The 15,374-nt window shown below is 68.8% G+C and carries 16 protein-coding genes; 14 read left to right on the top strand and 2 right to left on the bottom strand.

Annotated elements, in window-relative coordinates; translation table 11 throughout:
- The first annotated feature begins 20 nt into the window (after window positions 1-20).
- Genes ASD11_RS14460 through paaI form a run of 4 tightly spaced genes read left to right on the top strand, consistent with a single transcriptional unit; the run spans window position 21 to window position 3,218 of the window.
- Complete coding sequence (locus ASD11_RS14460) at window positions 21-1,199, top strand: thiolase family protein (RefSeq protein ID WP_056289118.1); 1,179 nt, start codon at window positions 21-23, stop codon at window positions 1,197-1,199.
- Window positions 1,196-1,942, top strand: a complete 747-nt coding sequence (locus tag ASD11_RS14455; RefSeq protein WP_056289115.1) for an enoyl-CoA hydratase/isomerase family protein — start codon at window positions 1,196-1,198, stop codon at window positions 1,940-1,942. The genes ASD11_RS14460 and ASD11_RS14455 overlap by 4 nt, the downstream gene beginning before the upstream one ends.
- Window positions 1,939-2,784, top strand: a complete 846-nt coding sequence (locus ASD11_RS14450; RefSeq protein ID WP_056289114.1) for a 3-hydroxyacyl-CoA dehydrogenase family protein — start codon at window positions 1,939-1,941, stop codon at window positions 2,782-2,784. Before ASD11_RS14455 ends, ASD11_RS14450 begins: the two co-directional genes overlap by 4 nt.
- The gene (paaI, locus tag ASD11_RS14445; protein ID WP_056289111.1) at window positions 2,778-3,218 is read left to right on the top strand and encodes a hydroxyphenylacetyl-CoA thioesterase PaaI; all 441 of its coding nucleotides are present in this window, start codon (window positions 2,778-2,780) and stop codon (window positions 3,216-3,218) included. The genes ASD11_RS14450 and paaI overlap by 7 nt, the downstream gene beginning before the upstream one ends.
- Here paaI and ASD11_RS14440 read toward each other — a convergent pair whose 3' ends face one another.
- Together ASD11_RS14440 and ASD11_RS14435 are read right to left on the bottom strand one after the other, a co-directional pair.
- Window positions 3,219-3,833, bottom strand: coding sequence for a TetR/AcrR family transcriptional regulator (locus tag ASD11_RS14440; RefSeq protein WP_056289108.1), 615 nt, complete (start codon window positions 3,831-3,833; stop codon window positions 3,219-3,221).
- A 51-nt stretch (window positions 3,834-3,884) separates the two neighbouring features.
- The gene (locus tag ASD11_RS14435) at window positions 3,885-5,123 is read right to left on the bottom strand and encodes a glutamate-cysteine ligase family protein (protein ID WP_082554466.1); all 1,239 of its coding nucleotides are present in this window, start codon (window positions 5,121-5,123) and stop codon (window positions 3,885-3,887) included.
- Window positions 5,124-5,291: 168 nt separating this feature from the next.
- Between ASD11_RS14435 and gshB the strand changes: the two genes are divergently transcribed.
- From gshB to ASD11_RS14385, 10 genes are all read left to right on the top strand, one after another.
- Complete coding sequence (gene gshB / locus ASD11_RS14430) at window positions 5,292-6,305, top strand: glutathione synthase (protein ID WP_056289104.1); 1,014 nt, start codon at window positions 5,292-5,294, stop codon at window positions 6,303-6,305.
- The gene (locus tag ASD11_RS14425) at window positions 6,302-7,708 is read left to right on the top strand and encodes an FAD-dependent oxidoreductase (RefSeq protein WP_056289102.1); all 1,407 of its coding nucleotides are present in this window, start codon (window positions 6,302-6,304) and stop codon (window positions 7,706-7,708) included. The genes gshB and ASD11_RS14425 overlap by 4 nt, the downstream gene beginning before the upstream one ends.
- Window positions 7,709-7,928: 220 nt before the next feature.
- Window positions 7,929-9,164, top strand: a complete 1,236-nt coding sequence (gene styA / locus ASD11_RS14420; RefSeq protein ID WP_056289100.1) for a styrene monooxygenase subunit StyA — start codon at window positions 7,929-7,931, stop codon at window positions 9,162-9,164.
- Window positions 9,165-9,202: 38 nt separating this feature from the next.
- Entirely contained in the window at window positions 9,203-9,673 is a 471-nt protein-coding gene (styB, locus tag ASD11_RS14415) for a styrene monooxygenase NADH-dependent flavin reductase subunit StyB (protein ID WP_200940188.1), read from the top strand.
- A gap of 95 nt (window positions 9,674-9,768) precedes the next feature.
- Entirely contained in the window at window positions 9,769-10,332 is a 564-nt protein-coding gene (locus ASD11_RS14410) for a MarR family winged helix-turn-helix transcriptional regulator (RefSeq protein WP_056289094.1), read from the top strand.
- A gap of 118 nt (window positions 10,333-10,450) precedes the next feature.
- The gene (locus ASD11_RS14405; RefSeq protein ID WP_056289091.1) at window positions 10,451-11,692 is read left to right on the top strand and encodes a CaiB/BaiF CoA transferase family protein; all 1,242 of its coding nucleotides are present in this window, start codon (window positions 10,451-10,453) and stop codon (window positions 11,690-11,692) included.
- A 2-nt stretch (window positions 11,693-11,694) separates the two neighbouring features.
- Window positions 11,695-12,393 carry a 1-hydroxy-2-glutathionyl-2-methyl-3-butene dehydrogenase gene (gene isoH, locus ASD11_RS14400; protein ID WP_056289088.1) on the top strand — a complete coding sequence of 233 codons (699 nt, stop codon included), beginning with the start codon at window positions 11,695-11,697 and terminating at the stop codon, window positions 12,391-12,393.
- A gap of 64 nt (window positions 12,394-12,457) precedes the next feature.
- Entirely contained in the window at window positions 12,458-13,174 is a 717-nt protein-coding gene (isoI, locus tag ASD11_RS14395; RefSeq protein ID WP_056289087.1) for an iIsoprene-epoxide--glutathione S-transferase, read from the top strand.
- A gap of 19 nt (window positions 13,175-13,193) precedes the next feature.
- Entirely contained in the window at window positions 13,194-13,907 is a 714-nt protein-coding gene (locus ASD11_RS14390) for a glutathione S-transferase family protein (protein ID WP_056289084.1), read from the top strand.
- Between the two features lie 31 nt (window positions 13,908-13,938).
- The gene (locus ASD11_RS14385) at window positions 13,939-15,366 is read left to right on the top strand and encodes an aldehyde dehydrogenase family protein (RefSeq protein WP_056289082.1); all 1,428 of its coding nucleotides are present in this window, start codon (window positions 13,939-13,941) and stop codon (window positions 15,364-15,366) included.
- The last annotated feature ends 8 nt before the right edge of the window (window positions 15,367-15,374 follow it).

The following is a 15,374-nucleotide window of genomic DNA, read 5'->3' as shown; positions in this document are numbered from 1 at the left end:
CACCACACCCGAGGAGAGACATGACCGAGGCCTTCATCATCGACGGTGTCCGCACCCCGATCGCCCGCTACGGCGGCGCCCTCGCCTTCACCCGCCCCGACGACCTCGCCGCGATCGCGGTCAAGGAGGCCGTGGCCCGCTCCGGCGTCGACCCCGAGCTCATCGACGAGGTCGTCCTCGGCTCCGCCAACCAGGCCGGCGAGGACAACCGCAACGTCGCACGCATGGCGGTGCTCCTCGCGGGACTGCCGGAGTCGGTGCCGGGCTTCACCGTCAACCGGCTCTGCGCCTCCGGCCTTACTGCGGTGGCCACTGCGCGGCAGATGATCCTGTCGGGCGATGCCGACCTGGTGGTTGCCGGGGGAGTGGAGTCCATGACCCGTGCCCCATGGGTCCAGGAGAAGCCGTCCAAGGCGTTCGCCAAGCCTGGGGCCGCCTTCGACACCTCCATCGGCTGGCGCTTCACCAACCCGCGCTTCGACGCCGACACCACGCTCTCGATGCCGCAGACCGCCGAACGCGTGGCCGAGCAGTGGGGGCTGACCCGCGACGAGCTCGACGCCTTCGCCGTGCAGTCCCACGAGCGCGCCCTCGACGCCATCAAGAACGGCCGCTTCGCCGACGAGATCGTCCCCGTGCCCGTCAAGAACGGCAGCTTCGACACCGACGAGGGCCCCCGGGCCGGCACCACGGCCGACGTCCTCGCGCGGCTTCGACCGGTCAACGGGCCCGACGGACTGGTCACGGCCGGCAACGCGAGCTCCCTCAACGACGGCGCCGCAGCCGTCGTGGTGGCGAGCGACCGGTTCGTGGAGCAGCACGGCCTGACGCCCCGAGCGCGACTCGTCGCCGCCGCGAACGCCGGCGTCCCGCCGGCCATCATGGGCATCGGCCCGGTCCCGGCCACGCGCAAGGTGCTCGACCGGGCCGGCTGGAGCGTCGACGACCTCGAGGCGGTGGAGCTGAACGAGGCCTTCGCCTCGCAGTCGCTCGCCTGCCTGAGAGATCTGGCGCTCGACCCGGAGATCGTGAACGCCGACGGCGGGGCCATCGCACTCGGCCACCCCCTCGGTGCATCCGGCGCGCGACTGGTCGTGACGCTGCTCGGCCGGCTCGAGCGCGCCGACCAGCGCCGGGGCCTCGCGACCATGTGCGTCGGCGTCGGCCAGGGATCCGCCCTGCTGCTGGAGCGGGTGTGACCGCCCGCTCGGTCGTCGTCGACCGTCGCGACGACCGGACGGTGGTGCGGCTCAACCGCCCCGACGTCCGCAACGCCATCGACCAGCAGATGGTCGACGAGCTGCACGAGGCCTGCGCCCAGCTCGAGGCCGAGCCGCAGATCGCCCTGTTCATCGGCGAGGGTGGCACCTTCGCGGCCGGCGCCGACATCGCGCAGCTGCGCGAGCGCCGCAGCACCGACGCACTCCGCGGCATCAACTCCTCGATCTTCAACCGGATCCACCGGCTCCCCATGCCGACGATCGGGCTCATCGACGGGTATGCGCTCGGGGGTGGGGCCGAGCTCGCCTACGCCTGCGACTTCCGGATCGGCACCTACCAGACGCGGATCGGGAATCCCGAGCCCGGACTCGGCATCCTGGCCGCGGCCGGGGCCGGCTGGCGCCTGGCCGAGCTGGTGGGCGAGCCGTTGGCCAAGGAGGTCCTCCTGGCCGGACGCGTCCTCGACGCGCACGAGGCCGCCGCGGTCCGTCTGCTCAACGAGGTGGTGGAGTCCACCGAGCTCGAGCCGGCCGGCCACCGACTTGCAGACCGGATCGCCGCTCAGGCGCCGCTGGCGGTGCGGCTCACCAAGTCCATCTTCCACGCCCCGCGTGAGGCCCACCCCCTCATCGACGACATCGCGCAGGCGGTGCTCTTCGAGACGGAGGAGAAGTTCGCCCGCATGGATCGTTTCCTCGACCGTCGGAAGGCACGAGCATGAGCACGCTCCCGGAGAAGACAGCCGTGTACGGCGGAGGCCGCATGGGCGCCGGCATCGCCCACGCCCTCCTCGTCTCGGGCAGCTCGGTCTCGATCGTCGAGGCCGATGCCACCGGCGCCGAGGCTGCCCGAGAGCGCGTGGCGGTGAGCATCGGTCGGGCCGCGGACCGCGGACTGCTGACGGATGAGCCGGGCGCAGTCCTGGATCGTCTCGCCGTCACGACCGATCCGGCCGTGCTCGGCGCGGCGGCCCTGGTGGTCGAGGCCGTGCCCGAGGACGTGGGCCTGAAGGCGAAGGTGCTCTCGATCATCGAGCAGGCCGCGCCCGAGGCCGACCTGGCCACCAACACCTCGTCCCTGTCGGTCGACGGACTGGCGTCCGGCCTCCGTCGCCCCGAGCGCTTCATCGGCCTGCACTTCTTCAACCCGGTCCCCGCGAGCGACCTCGTCGAGATCGTGGTCGGCTCGGCCACGGCGAGTGACCTGGTAGAGCAGGCGCAGGGCTGGGTCGCGTCCCTGGGGAAGACCGGCATCACGGTCACGGACTCACCGGGGTTCGCCAGCAGCAGGCTCGGTGTCTTCATCGCGCTCGAGGCGATCCGCATGGTGGAGGACGGCGTGGCGTCCGCCGAGGACATCGACACCGCCATGACCTTGGGCTACAAGCACCCGACCGGGCCGTTGCGGACGACTGACATCGTCGGCCTCGACGTGCGCCTCGCCATCGCCGAGCACCTCGAACGTGAGCTGGGACCGCGGTTCGCGCCGCCGCAGCTCCTGCGCGACAAGGTCGCAGCGGGCACGCTGGGCCGCAAGACGGGGGAAGGCTTCTTCACATGGTGACCGACCAGGACGTGGCTGTCCGCAGTGCCGCCACGATGTGGGCCGAGGACACGGCTTCGCGCGGTCTGGGGATGGAGCTGCGCAAGGTCCTGCCCGGCCGGGCCGAGATCTCGATGGTCGTCCGCGAGGACATGCTGAACGGCTGGGCCATGTGTCACGGCGGGTTCATCGCGGCCCTCGCCGACAGCGCGTTCGCCATGGCGTGCAACTCCCGCGGTGACGTCACCGTGGCCGCCGGGTTCGACGTGACGTTCCTCGAGCCGGCCCGCCGTGGCGACGTGCTCGTGGCCACCGCCTCGGAGCGAGCGCTCCGCGGACGGTCTGGGATCTATGACGTGACGGTGGCCCGACCGTCGGACAGCACGGTCGTCGCGGAGCTCCGCGGGCGCAGCAGGTCGCTCGGTCGGCGCAACCCCGGTCTCTCCCTCGACTGACTAGCGCTCGGCGAGGGCCAGTCCGTCGAAGGCGAGCGCCGCGATGGAGTCGGCGAGGACGTCGCGGTCGACCTGGCCGTCGGGGCGGTACCACTCGACGAGGGAGTTGACGAGACCGAACAGCAACCGGCTGATGAGGTCGGGCTGGATGTCGGAGCGCAGGGCGCCCTCGTCGACGGCGGCCTGGACGAGCCGCGTCAGCTGCTCGTCGATGGCCCGTCGACGAGCCAGCGCCTTGAGCTCCAGCTCGCTGTTCCCGCGGACGCGCAGAAGGAGCGTGACGGCAGGCAGGTGGTCGACGAGGATCTCCACTGACTGGCGGACGACGGTGCGCAGCCGGTCGTAGGCGCTGGTGCCCGGTGCCGCCTCCGCCGCCGACGAGACTGCTGCGGACAGACCCTCGAGCGCCTCGTCCAGCGCCGCCGAGAGCAACGCCTCCTTGCTGGGGACGTGGTGGTAGATGGCCGACTTGGTGAGGCCGAGCTGCTTGGCGATGTCACCGACGCTCGTGCCGTCGTAGCCCTGGCGGTTGAATAGCTCGATGGCGCCGCGCAGGATGGCGTCCTGGTCGTAGCCGGGCCGGCCTCGACGCGCAGTGGTCGGGGCGTCAGTCATGTCCCCAGTGTCCCAGAGCGCGAGGACGGTGGGGTCGACCCGTGCCTCTTCTCACACGGTCGGTGTCGCGACGCGGACCTCGGGGGTGGCGAGCGCGAGAGGGATCTCGCACCAGCCCTCGTCGCCGGGGGCGAGGCCGCGCACGGTGTACTGGTCGGCGAACTCGTGCAGGGCGTCGGCGTGCTCGGTGCGAGGGGTCGCCGCCTCGACGTGCCGCGTGGTGACCTGCATGAGCGCTCGTGCCGACTCCAGGAGCAGCGGGTGGCCGAGGCCGAACCGGGCCGCCTCGTGGTGCAGGTGAGACACGTCAGGGACGAGTCGGTCGATCTCGGACGAGACGTCGGCGTGGACGGCCGTGGCCACGCACACCGCGGCCGCGGTCCGCATGCGTCGCGGCAGGGCGTCGAGCACGCGGAGCTCCATCCAGCCGCGCGGGCGGACGGGCGGGAAGAGGGTGCTCAGATGGTACCGGAAGTCCTCGATGGTCGGGTACCCGGCGGGGTGCCCGTGCTCCATCCATGACCAGAACGACAGGCCCGGGGCCACGCTCGTGCCGGACGACCCGTTGCCGTCCTCGTCGAGCATGTACAGGACGTCGGCCGCGAGTGCGTACTCGAGCCAGGCCAGGGCAGGCGGCCGATCCAGCGGGACCGGCTTGGTGCGACCGGGGTCGATTCCGCCCCAGATGCCCTGTCGAAGCGAGGCCCAGGATGTCCCGGCGGCGTCGACACCGCGCGAGTTGGCGAAGGCCGCGAGCAGTGCAGGGGCGATGCGGTTCAGGGTGCGCCAGCGGCGCAGGGGGTCGGCGGTCTCGTTGCTGACGTTGATCTGCACGGACGCGGTGTTGCACATCATCCACCGGCCGGACGCGCCACCGGCGTCGAAGAAGGCCTGCATCGCGACGTACCGAGGGTGGGTCAGGACCCGCTGCGGGGGACGGACGTGGTCGAGCGCGACCTCCTCGCTGTCGAGCCCCACCGCGAGGAGCCGGTGGTTGATGTCGTCGGCGTCGGCGTTGACCGTGTCGATCGCGTCGCTCAAGCAGCGGGCGGGGAAGGAGGAGAGCTCGATCTGGCCACCCGGCTCGATCGTGATCCGGCCATGGCCGGCGAGCGGCTCCTCGGCCACCCGGAGGAGGCGCTCGAGGTCGGGTCGTGCGGCAGGGTCCTGCCAGTCGCGGACGGGCCACTCGCACTCCAGCCCGATGAGGTCGTCGCCGGTGGGCTGGAACATGGACCCCGCCACCGCCAGCATCTGCTGGGGCGTCAGGCTTCGACAGGAGCGAGGCATGCGAGGTCCTCCGAGATAGTTGACTGCTAAGAAAATTAGAACTACGTTGATTCTCGTCACAGCGTACCGTGACTCACATCACAATTGTCCAGTCGCGACAGAAAATTTCTTGAACGGGTCCGCCGCACGGCACCGCCGCACCAGGGGGACCCGGACGGAAGGACCACCATGAGCGCCATCCCCGCATCGCCCCTGCGGCTCCTCCTCGTGATCGACGAGCTCGCGAGCCTCCAGGCCGGCCACGACACGAGCGTGGCGATCATGGAGGCCGCCCAGGTGCGCGGCCACCGCATCAGCGTCACCACGGTGCGCGACCTCATGATCGCCTCGGGCCGGGCCCAGGCCGCGTGCCGCGACGTCACCGTCGTTCCTGCTCGGCTCGACCAGGGACGGTGGATCGCCGCCGACCCCTGGTACACGGCGGCAGAGGCGGTCCCGGTGCAGCTCGACGACTTCGACGCCATCTTCATGCGCACCGACCCTCCGGTCGACGCGACCTACCTGCGTGCCACGTACATCCTCGACCTCGTGGACCAGCGCTCGACGCTGATGATGAACGACCCGGCCGGGCTGCGCCACGCCAACGAGAAGCTCTTCGGCCTTCGCCTGCCCGAGCTCGGTCCGGCCACGGTGGTGGCGGCCGACCCGAAGACGATCGTCGAGACCGTCCAGTCGTGGGGCCGGGCCGTGCTCAAGCCGACCGACGCCATGGCAGGTCGCGGCGTGCTCGTGCTCGACCCCGAGGACGTCAACCTCTGGTCCATCGTGGAGACCGCGACCGAGCGCGGGGCGGTCCACGTGGTGGTGCAGCAGTGGGTGGATGCTGCGGTCGACGGCGACCGTCGGGTCATCGTGCTCGGCGGGGAGCCCCTCGGCTCGGTGCGCCGGGTAGCGCTCGGTGACGACTTCCGCTGCAACATGGCTGCGGGCGCGGTGACGGTGAAGGACGACGTGACCGACGTCGACCGCGCCATCTGCGCCTCCCTGGCTCCGCACCTCGCAGAGCACGGACTGCACTTCGTGGGGATCGACGTCATCGGCGACCGGCTCACGGAGATCAACGTGACCAGCCCGACCGGTGTGCGTGAGATCGATGCCCTCAGCGGCAGCGACCTCGCCGGCGACATCGTGAGCTGGGTCGAGCAGCGCTGCTCGACCCTCGCGGGGGCTGATGCCCGATGAGCGGCGCTGAGAAGATCCTGGTCCTCGGCGCGGACGCCGCCGGCATGAGCGCGGCCCACCAGGCCATCCGGTCCGCCAGGGCGGCCGGGCGTGAGGCCGAGGTGGTCGCCCTCGAGAAGACTCCGCACACCTCCTACTCGGCCTGCGGCCTTCCCTACTGGGTGGCGGGTGACGTCGACACGGCCGACGAGCTCATCGCGCGGTCGCCGGACCGGCATCGCGAGATGGGGGTGGACCTGCGCACCGGCACCATGGCCACGCGGCTCGACCTCGACCGACAGCTCGTCTCCTACGTCGACGTGAGCGGGGCGGCCGGCACGCTGGAGTACGACCAGCTCGTGATCGCCACCGGCGCGAGCCCCATCTTTCCTGACTGGATGCGGCGCGAGAGCGGGGACCTGTACGGCGGCGTGGCCGCTGTCAAGACGCTCGTCGACGGCGAGGAGTGGATCCAGCGGCTCACCCGCAGGTTCGAGAACGACGGCGATCACCACGGCTCCGTCGTCGTCGCCGGCGGCGGGTACATCGGCGTCGAGATGGCCGAGGCCGCGCGTCGTCGTGGGTACGCCGTCACACTTCTCACCCGCTCGCGGGTCATGAGCAACCTCGACGAGGACATGAGCGAGCGGATCGAGAAGGCGCTGACGGAGGCCGGCATCACGGTCGTCCCCCATGCTGTCGTCGACGGCCTGCAGGCCGACGAGACCGGGTGGGTCACGCGCGTCGTCGCAAGCGACGGCAACTCCTACCCTTGCGACCTTCTCGTCTCAGCCATCGGCATCACCCCCAACACTGCTTTTGCAGTGGAGGCCGGACTGCCGGTCGGGCGGTGGGGAGGGCTCCGAGCCGACCCGCGAGGCCAGGTCGCGCCGCACGTGTGGGCTGCAGGCGACTGCTGCGAGGTCCGGAACCGCGTGAGCGACACCTGGGCGTTCCTGCCGCTCGGAACCCACGCCAACAAGATGGGCAAAGCGGTGGGCGCCAACCTCTTCGGGGGGCAGTCCACCTTCGACGGCGCACTGGGCACGGCCATCACGCGATTCGTGCACGACGGGATCCACCTGGAGATCGCGCGCACGGGCCTGAGCACGGCTGAAGCCACGGCTGCCGGGATCGACGTGGTCTCCCTGGCCACGGACGGCCGCACGGCGAGCGGCTACATGCCCGAGTCCTCACGCATGTCCACCAAGATCCTCGCTGAGCGGGGGACCCGGCGTCTGCTGGGCGCGCAGATCATCGGCGGGCAAGGTGCCGGCAAGCGCATCGACACGGTGGCGGCGGCTCTGTGGGGTGGACTGAGCATCGACGACCTCGCCGCCATGGACCTGGCCTATGCGCCGCCCTTCGCCACGGTGTGGGAAGCGGTCCAGCTTGCAGCGCGGCGCCTTGCGGACCGATTCTGACGGTCTTTCCCCAGGTCCGGAGTCTGCCAGGAGTCGTGTGACTCAGCGCACAAATAATGCGTGACAATTAAGTTACTTAGCACTACAGTACTTTTCAGAAGGCCGTGACCTACGTCTCGTCGCGGCACACAAGACGGGCGTCTCGCGAACCCTCTCGCGAAGGCCCACCGCGGTTCCCACGTTCGCTCGCCAGATCGAGCGACATCACCAAGGAGTCAGGATGAGCAAGAAGATCGGAATCATCGGAGCGGGCACGGCGGGCCTCCACCTGGGCCTCTACCTCCGCCAGCACGACGTCGACGTCACCATTTTCACCGACAAGCCGGCCGAGGCCTACGCGTCGTCGCGCCTGCCCAACACGGTCGCTCACCACGCCGTCACGATCGACCGCGAGAACGCCCTCGGCGTCAACCACTGGGACAGCGACGAGGTCGGCTACTTCGGTCACAACTACTACATCGGCACCCCGGAGCCCATGCGCTTCTACGGCAAGCTGCTGAGCGGCCCGAGCCGTGCGGTCGACTACCGGATGTACCTCCCGCTGCTCATGAAGGACTTCGAGGAGCGCGGCGGCAACCTGGTCATCCAGAGCGTCGACCCGAGCGACCTCACCGAGCTCTCGGAGCAGTTCGACCTCCTCGTCATCTCGACGGGCAAGGGCACCAACGCGCTGTTCCCGAAGATCCCCGAGCTCTCGCCCCACACCACGCCGCAGCGTCAGCTCTGCGTCGGCATCTTCAAGGGCATCGCCCAGCTGCCGAGCCGGGCCGTCACGATGTACTTCTCGCCGGGCGCCGGCGAGATGATCGAGATCCCGACGCTCACCTTCAACGGTCTGCAGAACGCGCTCGTCATCGAGAACATCCCGGGCGGCGACACCGAGATCCTGGCTCACACCAAGTACGACGACGACCCGGCCGCCTTCAAGGCCCTGCTCCTCGAGAAGCTCGAGAAGCACTACCCGACGTGCTTCGAGCGGATCGACGTGGAGGAGTTCGACCTCGCCAACAGCTCGCTCGACATCCTCCAGGGCGGCGTCGTCCCGGCGGTGCGCGAGACGTCGACGGTCCTCGACAACGGACGCATCATCGTCGCTCTCGGCGACGTGCAGGCCACCGTCGACCCGGTGCTCGGCCAGGGTGCCAACGTCGCCTCCCACGCCGCCATCATCATGGGCGAGGAGATCGTTGCGAACGACTCGTTCGGCCCGGACTTCGTGGCCACGGTGGACGCCCGGCGCAACGAGCGCGTGCACAGTGCGACGAACTGGACCAACTTCATGATGGGCGCGCTCGAGAGCTTCCCGCCGGAGTTCCAGGCCTTCGTGGGTGCGCTCAACGCGAGCCCCGACCTGGCGGACACGTTCACGGACCGGTTCAACTACCCCGAGGCCCAGTGGGACGTCTTCTCGGCGCCCGAGCGCATCGGCGCCTTCTGCGAGCCGGCGGCAGTCTGATGTCGCGGCTGGGCTCGAACGTGAAAGAGGTGACCGACATGGCCGATCTCGACTTCCGCCGTCACGTCTCGTTCTTCGCGACGGGCGTGGCCGTGATCAGTGGCGAGGACGCGGCCGGGTCTGTTCACGGGGTCACCGTGAACAGCTTCGGCTCGGTCAGCCTCGAACCACCGACGGTCATGGTCTCGCTGCGCCCCGGACGGGCGATGGAGATCGTGGAGTCGACCGGGCGGTACGGCGCGAGCATCCTGACGCAGAGTCAGCAGCACGCGTCCAACCACTTCGCAGGCAACCGCGACAACAGCGAGCAGCCCACCTTCCTCACCCGGCTGGAGGTGCCGACGCTCGAGACGTGCCTGGCCTGGTTCGAGTGCGAGGTCCTCGACTCGTTCACGGTGAACGACCACGTGCTGTTCCCGGCGCGGGTCACGGCGTGCGGCAGCGCAGAGGGGGATCCCTTGATCTTCTTCGCGAGCCAGTACCACTCGTCGCCGAACCGCCTGGGCTGATGAGCAGTTCGTTTGCGGCACAGCCTCGGCTGTGCCGCGAGCAAATTTCTCGACCGGCCTCCCGGAGTGAACCCGGGTATGAGATTCTCAGCACTATGAAGAATGACGCGACGAAGCCCACGGTCGAGCAGCGCCTGAAGGCAGCAGGGTCGGAGGACGGAGTGGATCGCGTGATCGCCAACTGGCAGCGTGAGCGTCCGGACTTCGACGTCAGCTCCATCGGCATCGTGACCCGTGTCTGGCGCATCGCACGTCACCTGGAGCGTCAGCGCAACGACTACCTCGCCGAGTGGGAGGCTGACCGCGGCACGGTCGACATCCTGGGCATGCTGCGCCGGTCGGGCCCGCCCTTCCGGCGCTCCGCTGGAGACCTCACCCGGCACTCGCTCATCACGTCCGGCGGCGTCTCCCAGCGTCTCGAGAAGCTGGAGCGAGCAGGTCTCGTGACGCGGCACGTCGACGTCAACGACCGGCGACGGGTCGAGGTGCAGCTCACCGACGATGGCATCAAGCTCATCGACTCCGTGTTCGGCGACGTCATGGTCCGCGACGCCACCACGCTGGCGGACGCCCTCGACGACCACGAACAGGAAGCTCTCCAGCGCCTTCTGCGCAAGCTCCTGCTGTCGTTCGAGCCGGTCGACCAGGCCGGCGTCTGACCGCTCAGCAACATGGTCGTCATCTCTCCGAGATTATTCAGTAGAAAGTAATTGACGGCTAAGAGGTTTCTCGCTACGGTGAAGATGTAATGCACGTCACGTCCTAGCGAGGTAGCAGATGAGCGGTCCGCTCGAAGGAATCAGGGTCCTTGACCTTTCCGCCATGTTGTCCGGCCCTTGGGCTGCGGACCTCCTGGGCGATCAGGGAGCCGAGGTCATCAAGGTCGAACCCCCTACGGGCGACCACGTCCGGTCCCTGCCCAACCGGGTGGGTGGACTGGCATCGATGTTCATCAACGTCAACCGCTCCAAGCGCTCGGTGACGCTCAATCTCAAGGATCCCGAGGGCCTGGCGCTGCTCCACCAGCTGGTCGAGTCCGCCGACGTCCTCGTCCAGAACTTCCGGCCCGGCGTCGTGGAACGGCTGGGCATCTCGTACGACGAGCTCCGCGCGTTCAACCCCGGCCTGGTCTACCTCTCCATCAGCGGCTTCGGTGAGCGGGGGCCGTATGCCGACCGCCGCGTCTACGACCCCATCGTCCAGGCGCTGTCGGGACTCACCACCATCCAGGCCGGCTCCGACGAGGATCGTCCGCGACTCATCCGCACCGTCCTCCCCGACAAGCTGACGGCCATGATGGGCGCTCAGGCCATCTGTGCGGCCCTCGTCTCGCGGGCGACGACGGGTGAGGGTCAGCACGTCCGGCTCTCCATGCTGGACAGCGTCATGTCCTTCATGTGGGCCAGCGACATGAACGCCTACACCTTCGTCGACCACCCCGTCACCCCGGAGAAGGCCGCGAGCTTCATCGACCTGATCTACGAGACGGCCGACGGCTACATCACGGTCTCCACGATGAGCAACCGCGAGTGGGAGGCCTTCTGCAAGGCCTCCGACCGGCAGGACCTCCTCGCGGACGACCGGTTCGACACCCCGGCCAAGCGCGACGCCAACGTCAACGAGCGGCTCGCCGAGATCCAGAAGATCCTCCTGGAGCGCCCGGCGAGCGAGTGGCTGACGATCCTCACGGAGCACGACGTGCCGTGCGCGCCCGCCCTTCGCCGCTTCGAGCTCATCGACCATCCGCAGGTCATCGCGTCGGAGACCCTCGTGGAGACCGACCACCCCGTGGCCGGGCGCCTGCGCCAGGCGCGGACCGCGGCCCGCTTCTCGGCCACACCGGTCGAGCCGCCGCGCGGGGCTCCTCGCCTCGGCGAGCACACTCGCGAGGTCCTGCGTGACCTCGGCATCGACGACGCCCGGATCGACGGCCTCGTGGCCTCCGGGATCGTCGGCCAGGAGACCACTAGCCCACCCGTCACGGACGACGAGTCCAACGTCGTAACTCAAGGAGCATGAACATGGGAACCAAGCTGATCATCGGTGCCGACAAGGGCATCGCCCACGCCATGGCGATCGCGCTGCACGAGCGGGGTGACGACGTCCTGGCCGCGACCATGGGCGACGGCGCCGACCTCGTCGAGCGTGGCATCGCGGTGGAGCCCGGCGTGAACGTCACGTCGGACGACGCCGTGGCCGCCCTCGCCAAGCGCGTCGCCAACGAGGACCTCACGCTCGACTGGCTCGTCAACGTCGCCGGGGTCATGTTCCTCGACACGATCGACACGGTCGACTACGACGACGTGCGCAACCAGTTCGAGATCAACACGGTCGGACCGCTGCGCGCGGTCCGGGCGCTGCGCGACCGGCTCGCTGACGGCAGCAAGGTCGGCATCTTCACGAGCCGCGTCGGCTCGCTCAACGACAACGGGAGCGGCGGCGACTACGCCTACCGCATCTCGAAGGCGGCCGCCAACATGGTCGCGCTCAACCTCTCCATCGACCTGGCCAAGGAGGGTGTCGCCGTGCAGGCGCTCCACCCGGGCCTGGTCAACACCAACCTCCTCGACGTCATGAACCCCGAGGACAAGGAAAAGGCTGCAGCCATCCTCGCCACCCCTGAGTCAGCTGCCGAAGGAATCATCTCCGTGCTCGACCAGCTCACCGTCGAGACGGCCGGCAAGTTCCAGCACGGCAACGGCGACATCCTCCCCTGGTAGTCGTCACCGCACCCTGGCCTCAGTCGCAGGACTGGCGCACCATCGAAGACAAAGGAGTCTCAGCATGATCACTCTGTTCCGGTTCATCCCCGCGTGGGACCTGCCGTGCATCAGCCCGTTCGTGACCAAGATCGCGAACTACCTCACCATGACCGATCAGCCCTTCGAGATGAAGGAGCAGAACCTGGTCACCCTCGGCCAGGACTCGCCGACGGCCAAGCTGCCCCGCATCATCGACGAGGACGGCACCGAGCTCAACGACTCGTCGCGCATCATCGAGTACCTCAAGGCGACGTACGGCGACAAGCTCGACGCGAGCCTGAGCCCGGCTCAGCACGCGATCGGCCTGGCCTTCCAGCGCCAGATCGAGGAGCACTTCTACTTCGTCAACATCATCCAGTCGCGCTGGCGCTACAAGGAGGCGTTCGAGGAGTACATCCCCATCCTCGTGCCCGGTGCCGAGATCACGCCCGAGCTGGGCGGCTTCCTGGAGCAGTACCGACAGAAGATCGCCGAGGAGCAGGTGCAGCAGGGCACCGGACTGCTGCCCGACGACCAGGTCTTCGAGCGCTTCAAGGCCGACATCGACGGCTTCGACGCGCACCTCGAGGGCCGCCAGTTCCTGCTCGGCGACGAGCCGTCGTCCTATGACGCCACGCTCTACGCAGCGCTGCGTCACACGACCGACGTCCACTGGGACTGGCAGGGCCGCAACTACGCCCGCACCAAGAAGAACGTCGTGGCGTACGAGGACCGTATGCGCGAGCGCTACGGAATCTGACGAAGGCTGCCACGACATCATGATCGACCTCTTCTACGACCGGACGCCCAACGGGCGCAAGGTCCACATGGCTCTGGAGGAGCTGGGGCTCCCGTACGAGGTTCACTGGGTGAACGTCACGCGGGGCGAGCAGTTCAGTCCTGGGTTCACCGCCGTGAACCCGAACAGCAAGATCCCGGCGATCATCGACCGGGACGGGCCGGGCGGTCGTCCGATCTCGCTGTTCGAGTCGGGGGCGATCCTGGCGTACCTGGCCGAGAAGACTGGTCGGCTGCTGCCGACTGATCCGGGGCTCCGTTGGGAGGCGATCTGCTGGGTCTACTGGCAGGTCGCCAACCAAGGGCCGGCCTCGGGCAATGCCGCTCATTTCGTCCAGTACGCGCCGGACGCCGGAATCGTCGACGAGTACGCGACGGCGCGGTACGTGACGGAGACGGAACGGTGTTGCGCGGTGCTCGACACCAGGCTGGAGGGCCGGACCTACCTCGTGGGCGACGAGCTCACGATCGCCGACATCATCTGCTTCCCCTGGACGCGAGTCCTGAAGGGACACGGCGTCGACATCGCGCAGTTCCCCCATCTGCTGGCGTGGTCGAGCACCATCGCCCAGCGCCCCTCGGCCCAGGCCAAGATCGAGCCTCCCGAGGACGCCGCCGGAGCACCCGTCGGCCTCACGCCCGAGAAGTATGCCGAGATCTTCGGCGTCAACCCCACCGCAGCCCGGACCAGCTAGACCTTCCACTCACCGTCATCAAAGGATCATCATGACCATCGCACCTGACAAGATCACCAGCCCTCAGCTCACGATCGACGGCAAGAGCCAGTCGTCCGACGAGCTGCTCTCCGTCATCGACCCGTCCACGGGCGAGGCGTTCATCGAGGTCCCCGCTGCGTCGCTGGAGCAGCTCGACGCCGCAGTGGAGGCAGCCAACCGCGCCTTCGCGACCTGGAGCAAGAAGCCGCTCACCGAGCGTCAGGAGTTCATCAAGACCCTCGGTCAGGTCGTGCGCGACAACATCGACGAGCTCGGCGAGCTGGTCATGCGCGAGCAGGGCAAGCCGCTCGGCAACGCCAAGGGCGAGATCATGGCCTCGCTGCGCCAGGTCGAGGTCTTCGGCAACATCACGCTGGACCCCGAGATCATCAAGGACGACGAGACCGGCCGGGTAGAGGTCCGTCACGACCCGATCGGCGTGGTCGGCGCCATCACCGTCTGGAACTACCCGTTCCTCGCCGCCATGTTCAAGCTGGTGCCCGGTCTGGTGGCTGGCAACACCGTCATCATCAAGCCTTCGCCGTACACCCCGGTCAGCACGCTGCGTCTGGGCGAGCTGCTCCAGGGCGTCCTGCCCGACGGTGTGCTCCAGGTCCTCGCCGGCGGCGACGAGCTGGGCCGTGCCCTGGTGGCACACGAGGGCATCCACAAGATCTCGTTCACGGGCTCCGTCCCGACGGGCAAGGCGATCATGGCCTCGGCCGCGCCCACGCTGAAGCGGGTCACGCTCGAGCTCGGCGGCAACGACGCCGGCATCGTCCTCGAGGACGCCGACCCCGACGTGATCGGAGCCGACCTGTTCTGGGCCGCGTTCTCGAACTCCGGTCAGGTCTGCGCTGCGCTCAAGCGCCTCTACGTGCCTGCCGACAAGGTCGACGCCTACGCAGCGGCCATCGCCCGCGAGGCGGCAAAGGTCGTCGTGGGACCCGGTGACCAGGAAGGCGTCACGGCCGGCCCGGTCCAGAACGCCGCGCAGCTGAAGCAGGTGCAGCGTCTCGCTCAGGCAGCGATCGATGGAGGCGCCGAGGTCGTGTTCGAGGGCGAAGTGCCCGAGGGCCCCGGCTACTGGTTCCCGACGACGATCGTGAAGGGGGTCAGCGAGGGCAACGCCCTGGTCGACGAGGAGCCGTTCGGCCCGATCCTGCCGATCCTGACGTACACCGACCTCGACGAGGCCATCGCACGGGCCAACGACACGGTCTACGGTCTCGGAGCCTCGGTCTGGACCTCCGACCCCGACGCAGCCATCGAGGTCGCTGAGCGCCTCGAGGCGGGCTCCGTGTGGGTCAACCAGCACCCCGTCGTCACGGCGACCATCCCCTTCGGTGGAGTCAAGCAGTCGGGCGTGGGCGTCGAGGGATCGATCCTCGGCCTCAAGGCGTACACCAACGTCCGCGTGGTGAACATCAAGCGTTGAGGACGGCT

The sequence above is a fragment of the Aeromicrobium sp. Root495 genome (assembly GCF_001426755.1).
In the GTDB taxonomy this organism is placed as follows: Bacteria; Actinomycetota; Actinomycetes; order Propionibacteriales; family Nocardioidaceae; genus Aeromicrobium.
Note: the sequence above shows the minus strand (reverse complement) of the source record. Positions and strands in the feature narration are given on the sequence as shown.

Excerpts from the sequence above, each read along its gene's own strand:
- ASD11_RS14460 (WP_056289118.1), top strand. The coding sequence starts at position 21 with ATGACCGAGGCCTTCATCATCGACGGTGTCCGCACCCCGATCGCCCGC.
- ASD11_RS14450 (WP_056289114.1), top strand. The coding sequence starts at position 1,939 with ATGAGCACGCTCCCGGAGAAGACAGCCGTGTACGGCGGAGGCCGCATG.
- paaI (WP_056289111.1), top strand. The coding sequence starts at position 2,778 with ATGGTGACCGACCAGGACGTGGCTGTCCGCAGTGCCGCCACGATGTGG.
- ASD11_RS14440 (WP_056289108.1), bottom strand. The coding sequence starts at position 3,833 with ATGACTGACGCCCCGACCACTGCGCGTCGAGGCCGGCCCGGCTACGAC.
- ASD11_RS14435 (WP_082554466.1), bottom strand. The coding sequence starts at position 5,123 with ATGCCTCGCTCCTGTCGAAGCCTGACGCCCCAGCAGATGCTGGCGGTG.
- gshB (WP_056289104.1), top strand. The coding sequence starts at position 5,292 with ATGAGCGCCATCCCCGCATCGCCCCTGCGGCTCCTCCTCGTGATCGAC.
- ASD11_RS14425 (WP_056289102.1), top strand. The coding sequence starts at position 6,302 with ATGAGCGGCGCTGAGAAGATCCTGGTCCTCGGCGCGGACGCCGCCGGC.
- styA (WP_056289100.1), top strand. The coding sequence starts at position 7,929 with ATGAGCAAGAAGATCGGAATCATCGGAGCGGGCACGGCGGGCCTCCAC.
- styB (WP_200940188.1), top strand. The coding sequence starts at position 9,203 with ATGGCCGATCTCGACTTCCGCCGTCACGTCTCGTTCTTCGCGACGGGC.
- ASD11_RS14410 (WP_056289094.1), top strand. The coding sequence starts at position 9,769 with ATGAAGAATGACGCGACGAAGCCCACGGTCGAGCAGCGCCTGAAGGCA.
- ASD11_RS14405 (WP_056289091.1), top strand. The coding sequence starts at position 10,451 with ATGAGCGGTCCGCTCGAAGGAATCAGGGTCCTTGACCTTTCCGCCATG.
- isoH (WP_056289088.1), top strand. The coding sequence starts at position 11,695 with ATGGGAACCAAGCTGATCATCGGTGCCGACAAGGGCATCGCCCACGCC.
- isoI (WP_056289087.1), top strand. The coding sequence starts at position 12,458 with ATGATCACTCTGTTCCGGTTCATCCCCGCGTGGGACCTGCCGTGCATC.
- ASD11_RS14390 (WP_056289084.1), top strand. The coding sequence starts at position 13,194 with ATGATCGACCTCTTCTACGACCGGACGCCCAACGGGCGCAAGGTCCAC.
- ASD11_RS14385 (WP_056289082.1), top strand. The coding sequence starts at position 13,939 with ATGACCATCGCACCTGACAAGATCACCAGCCCTCAGCTCACGATCGAC.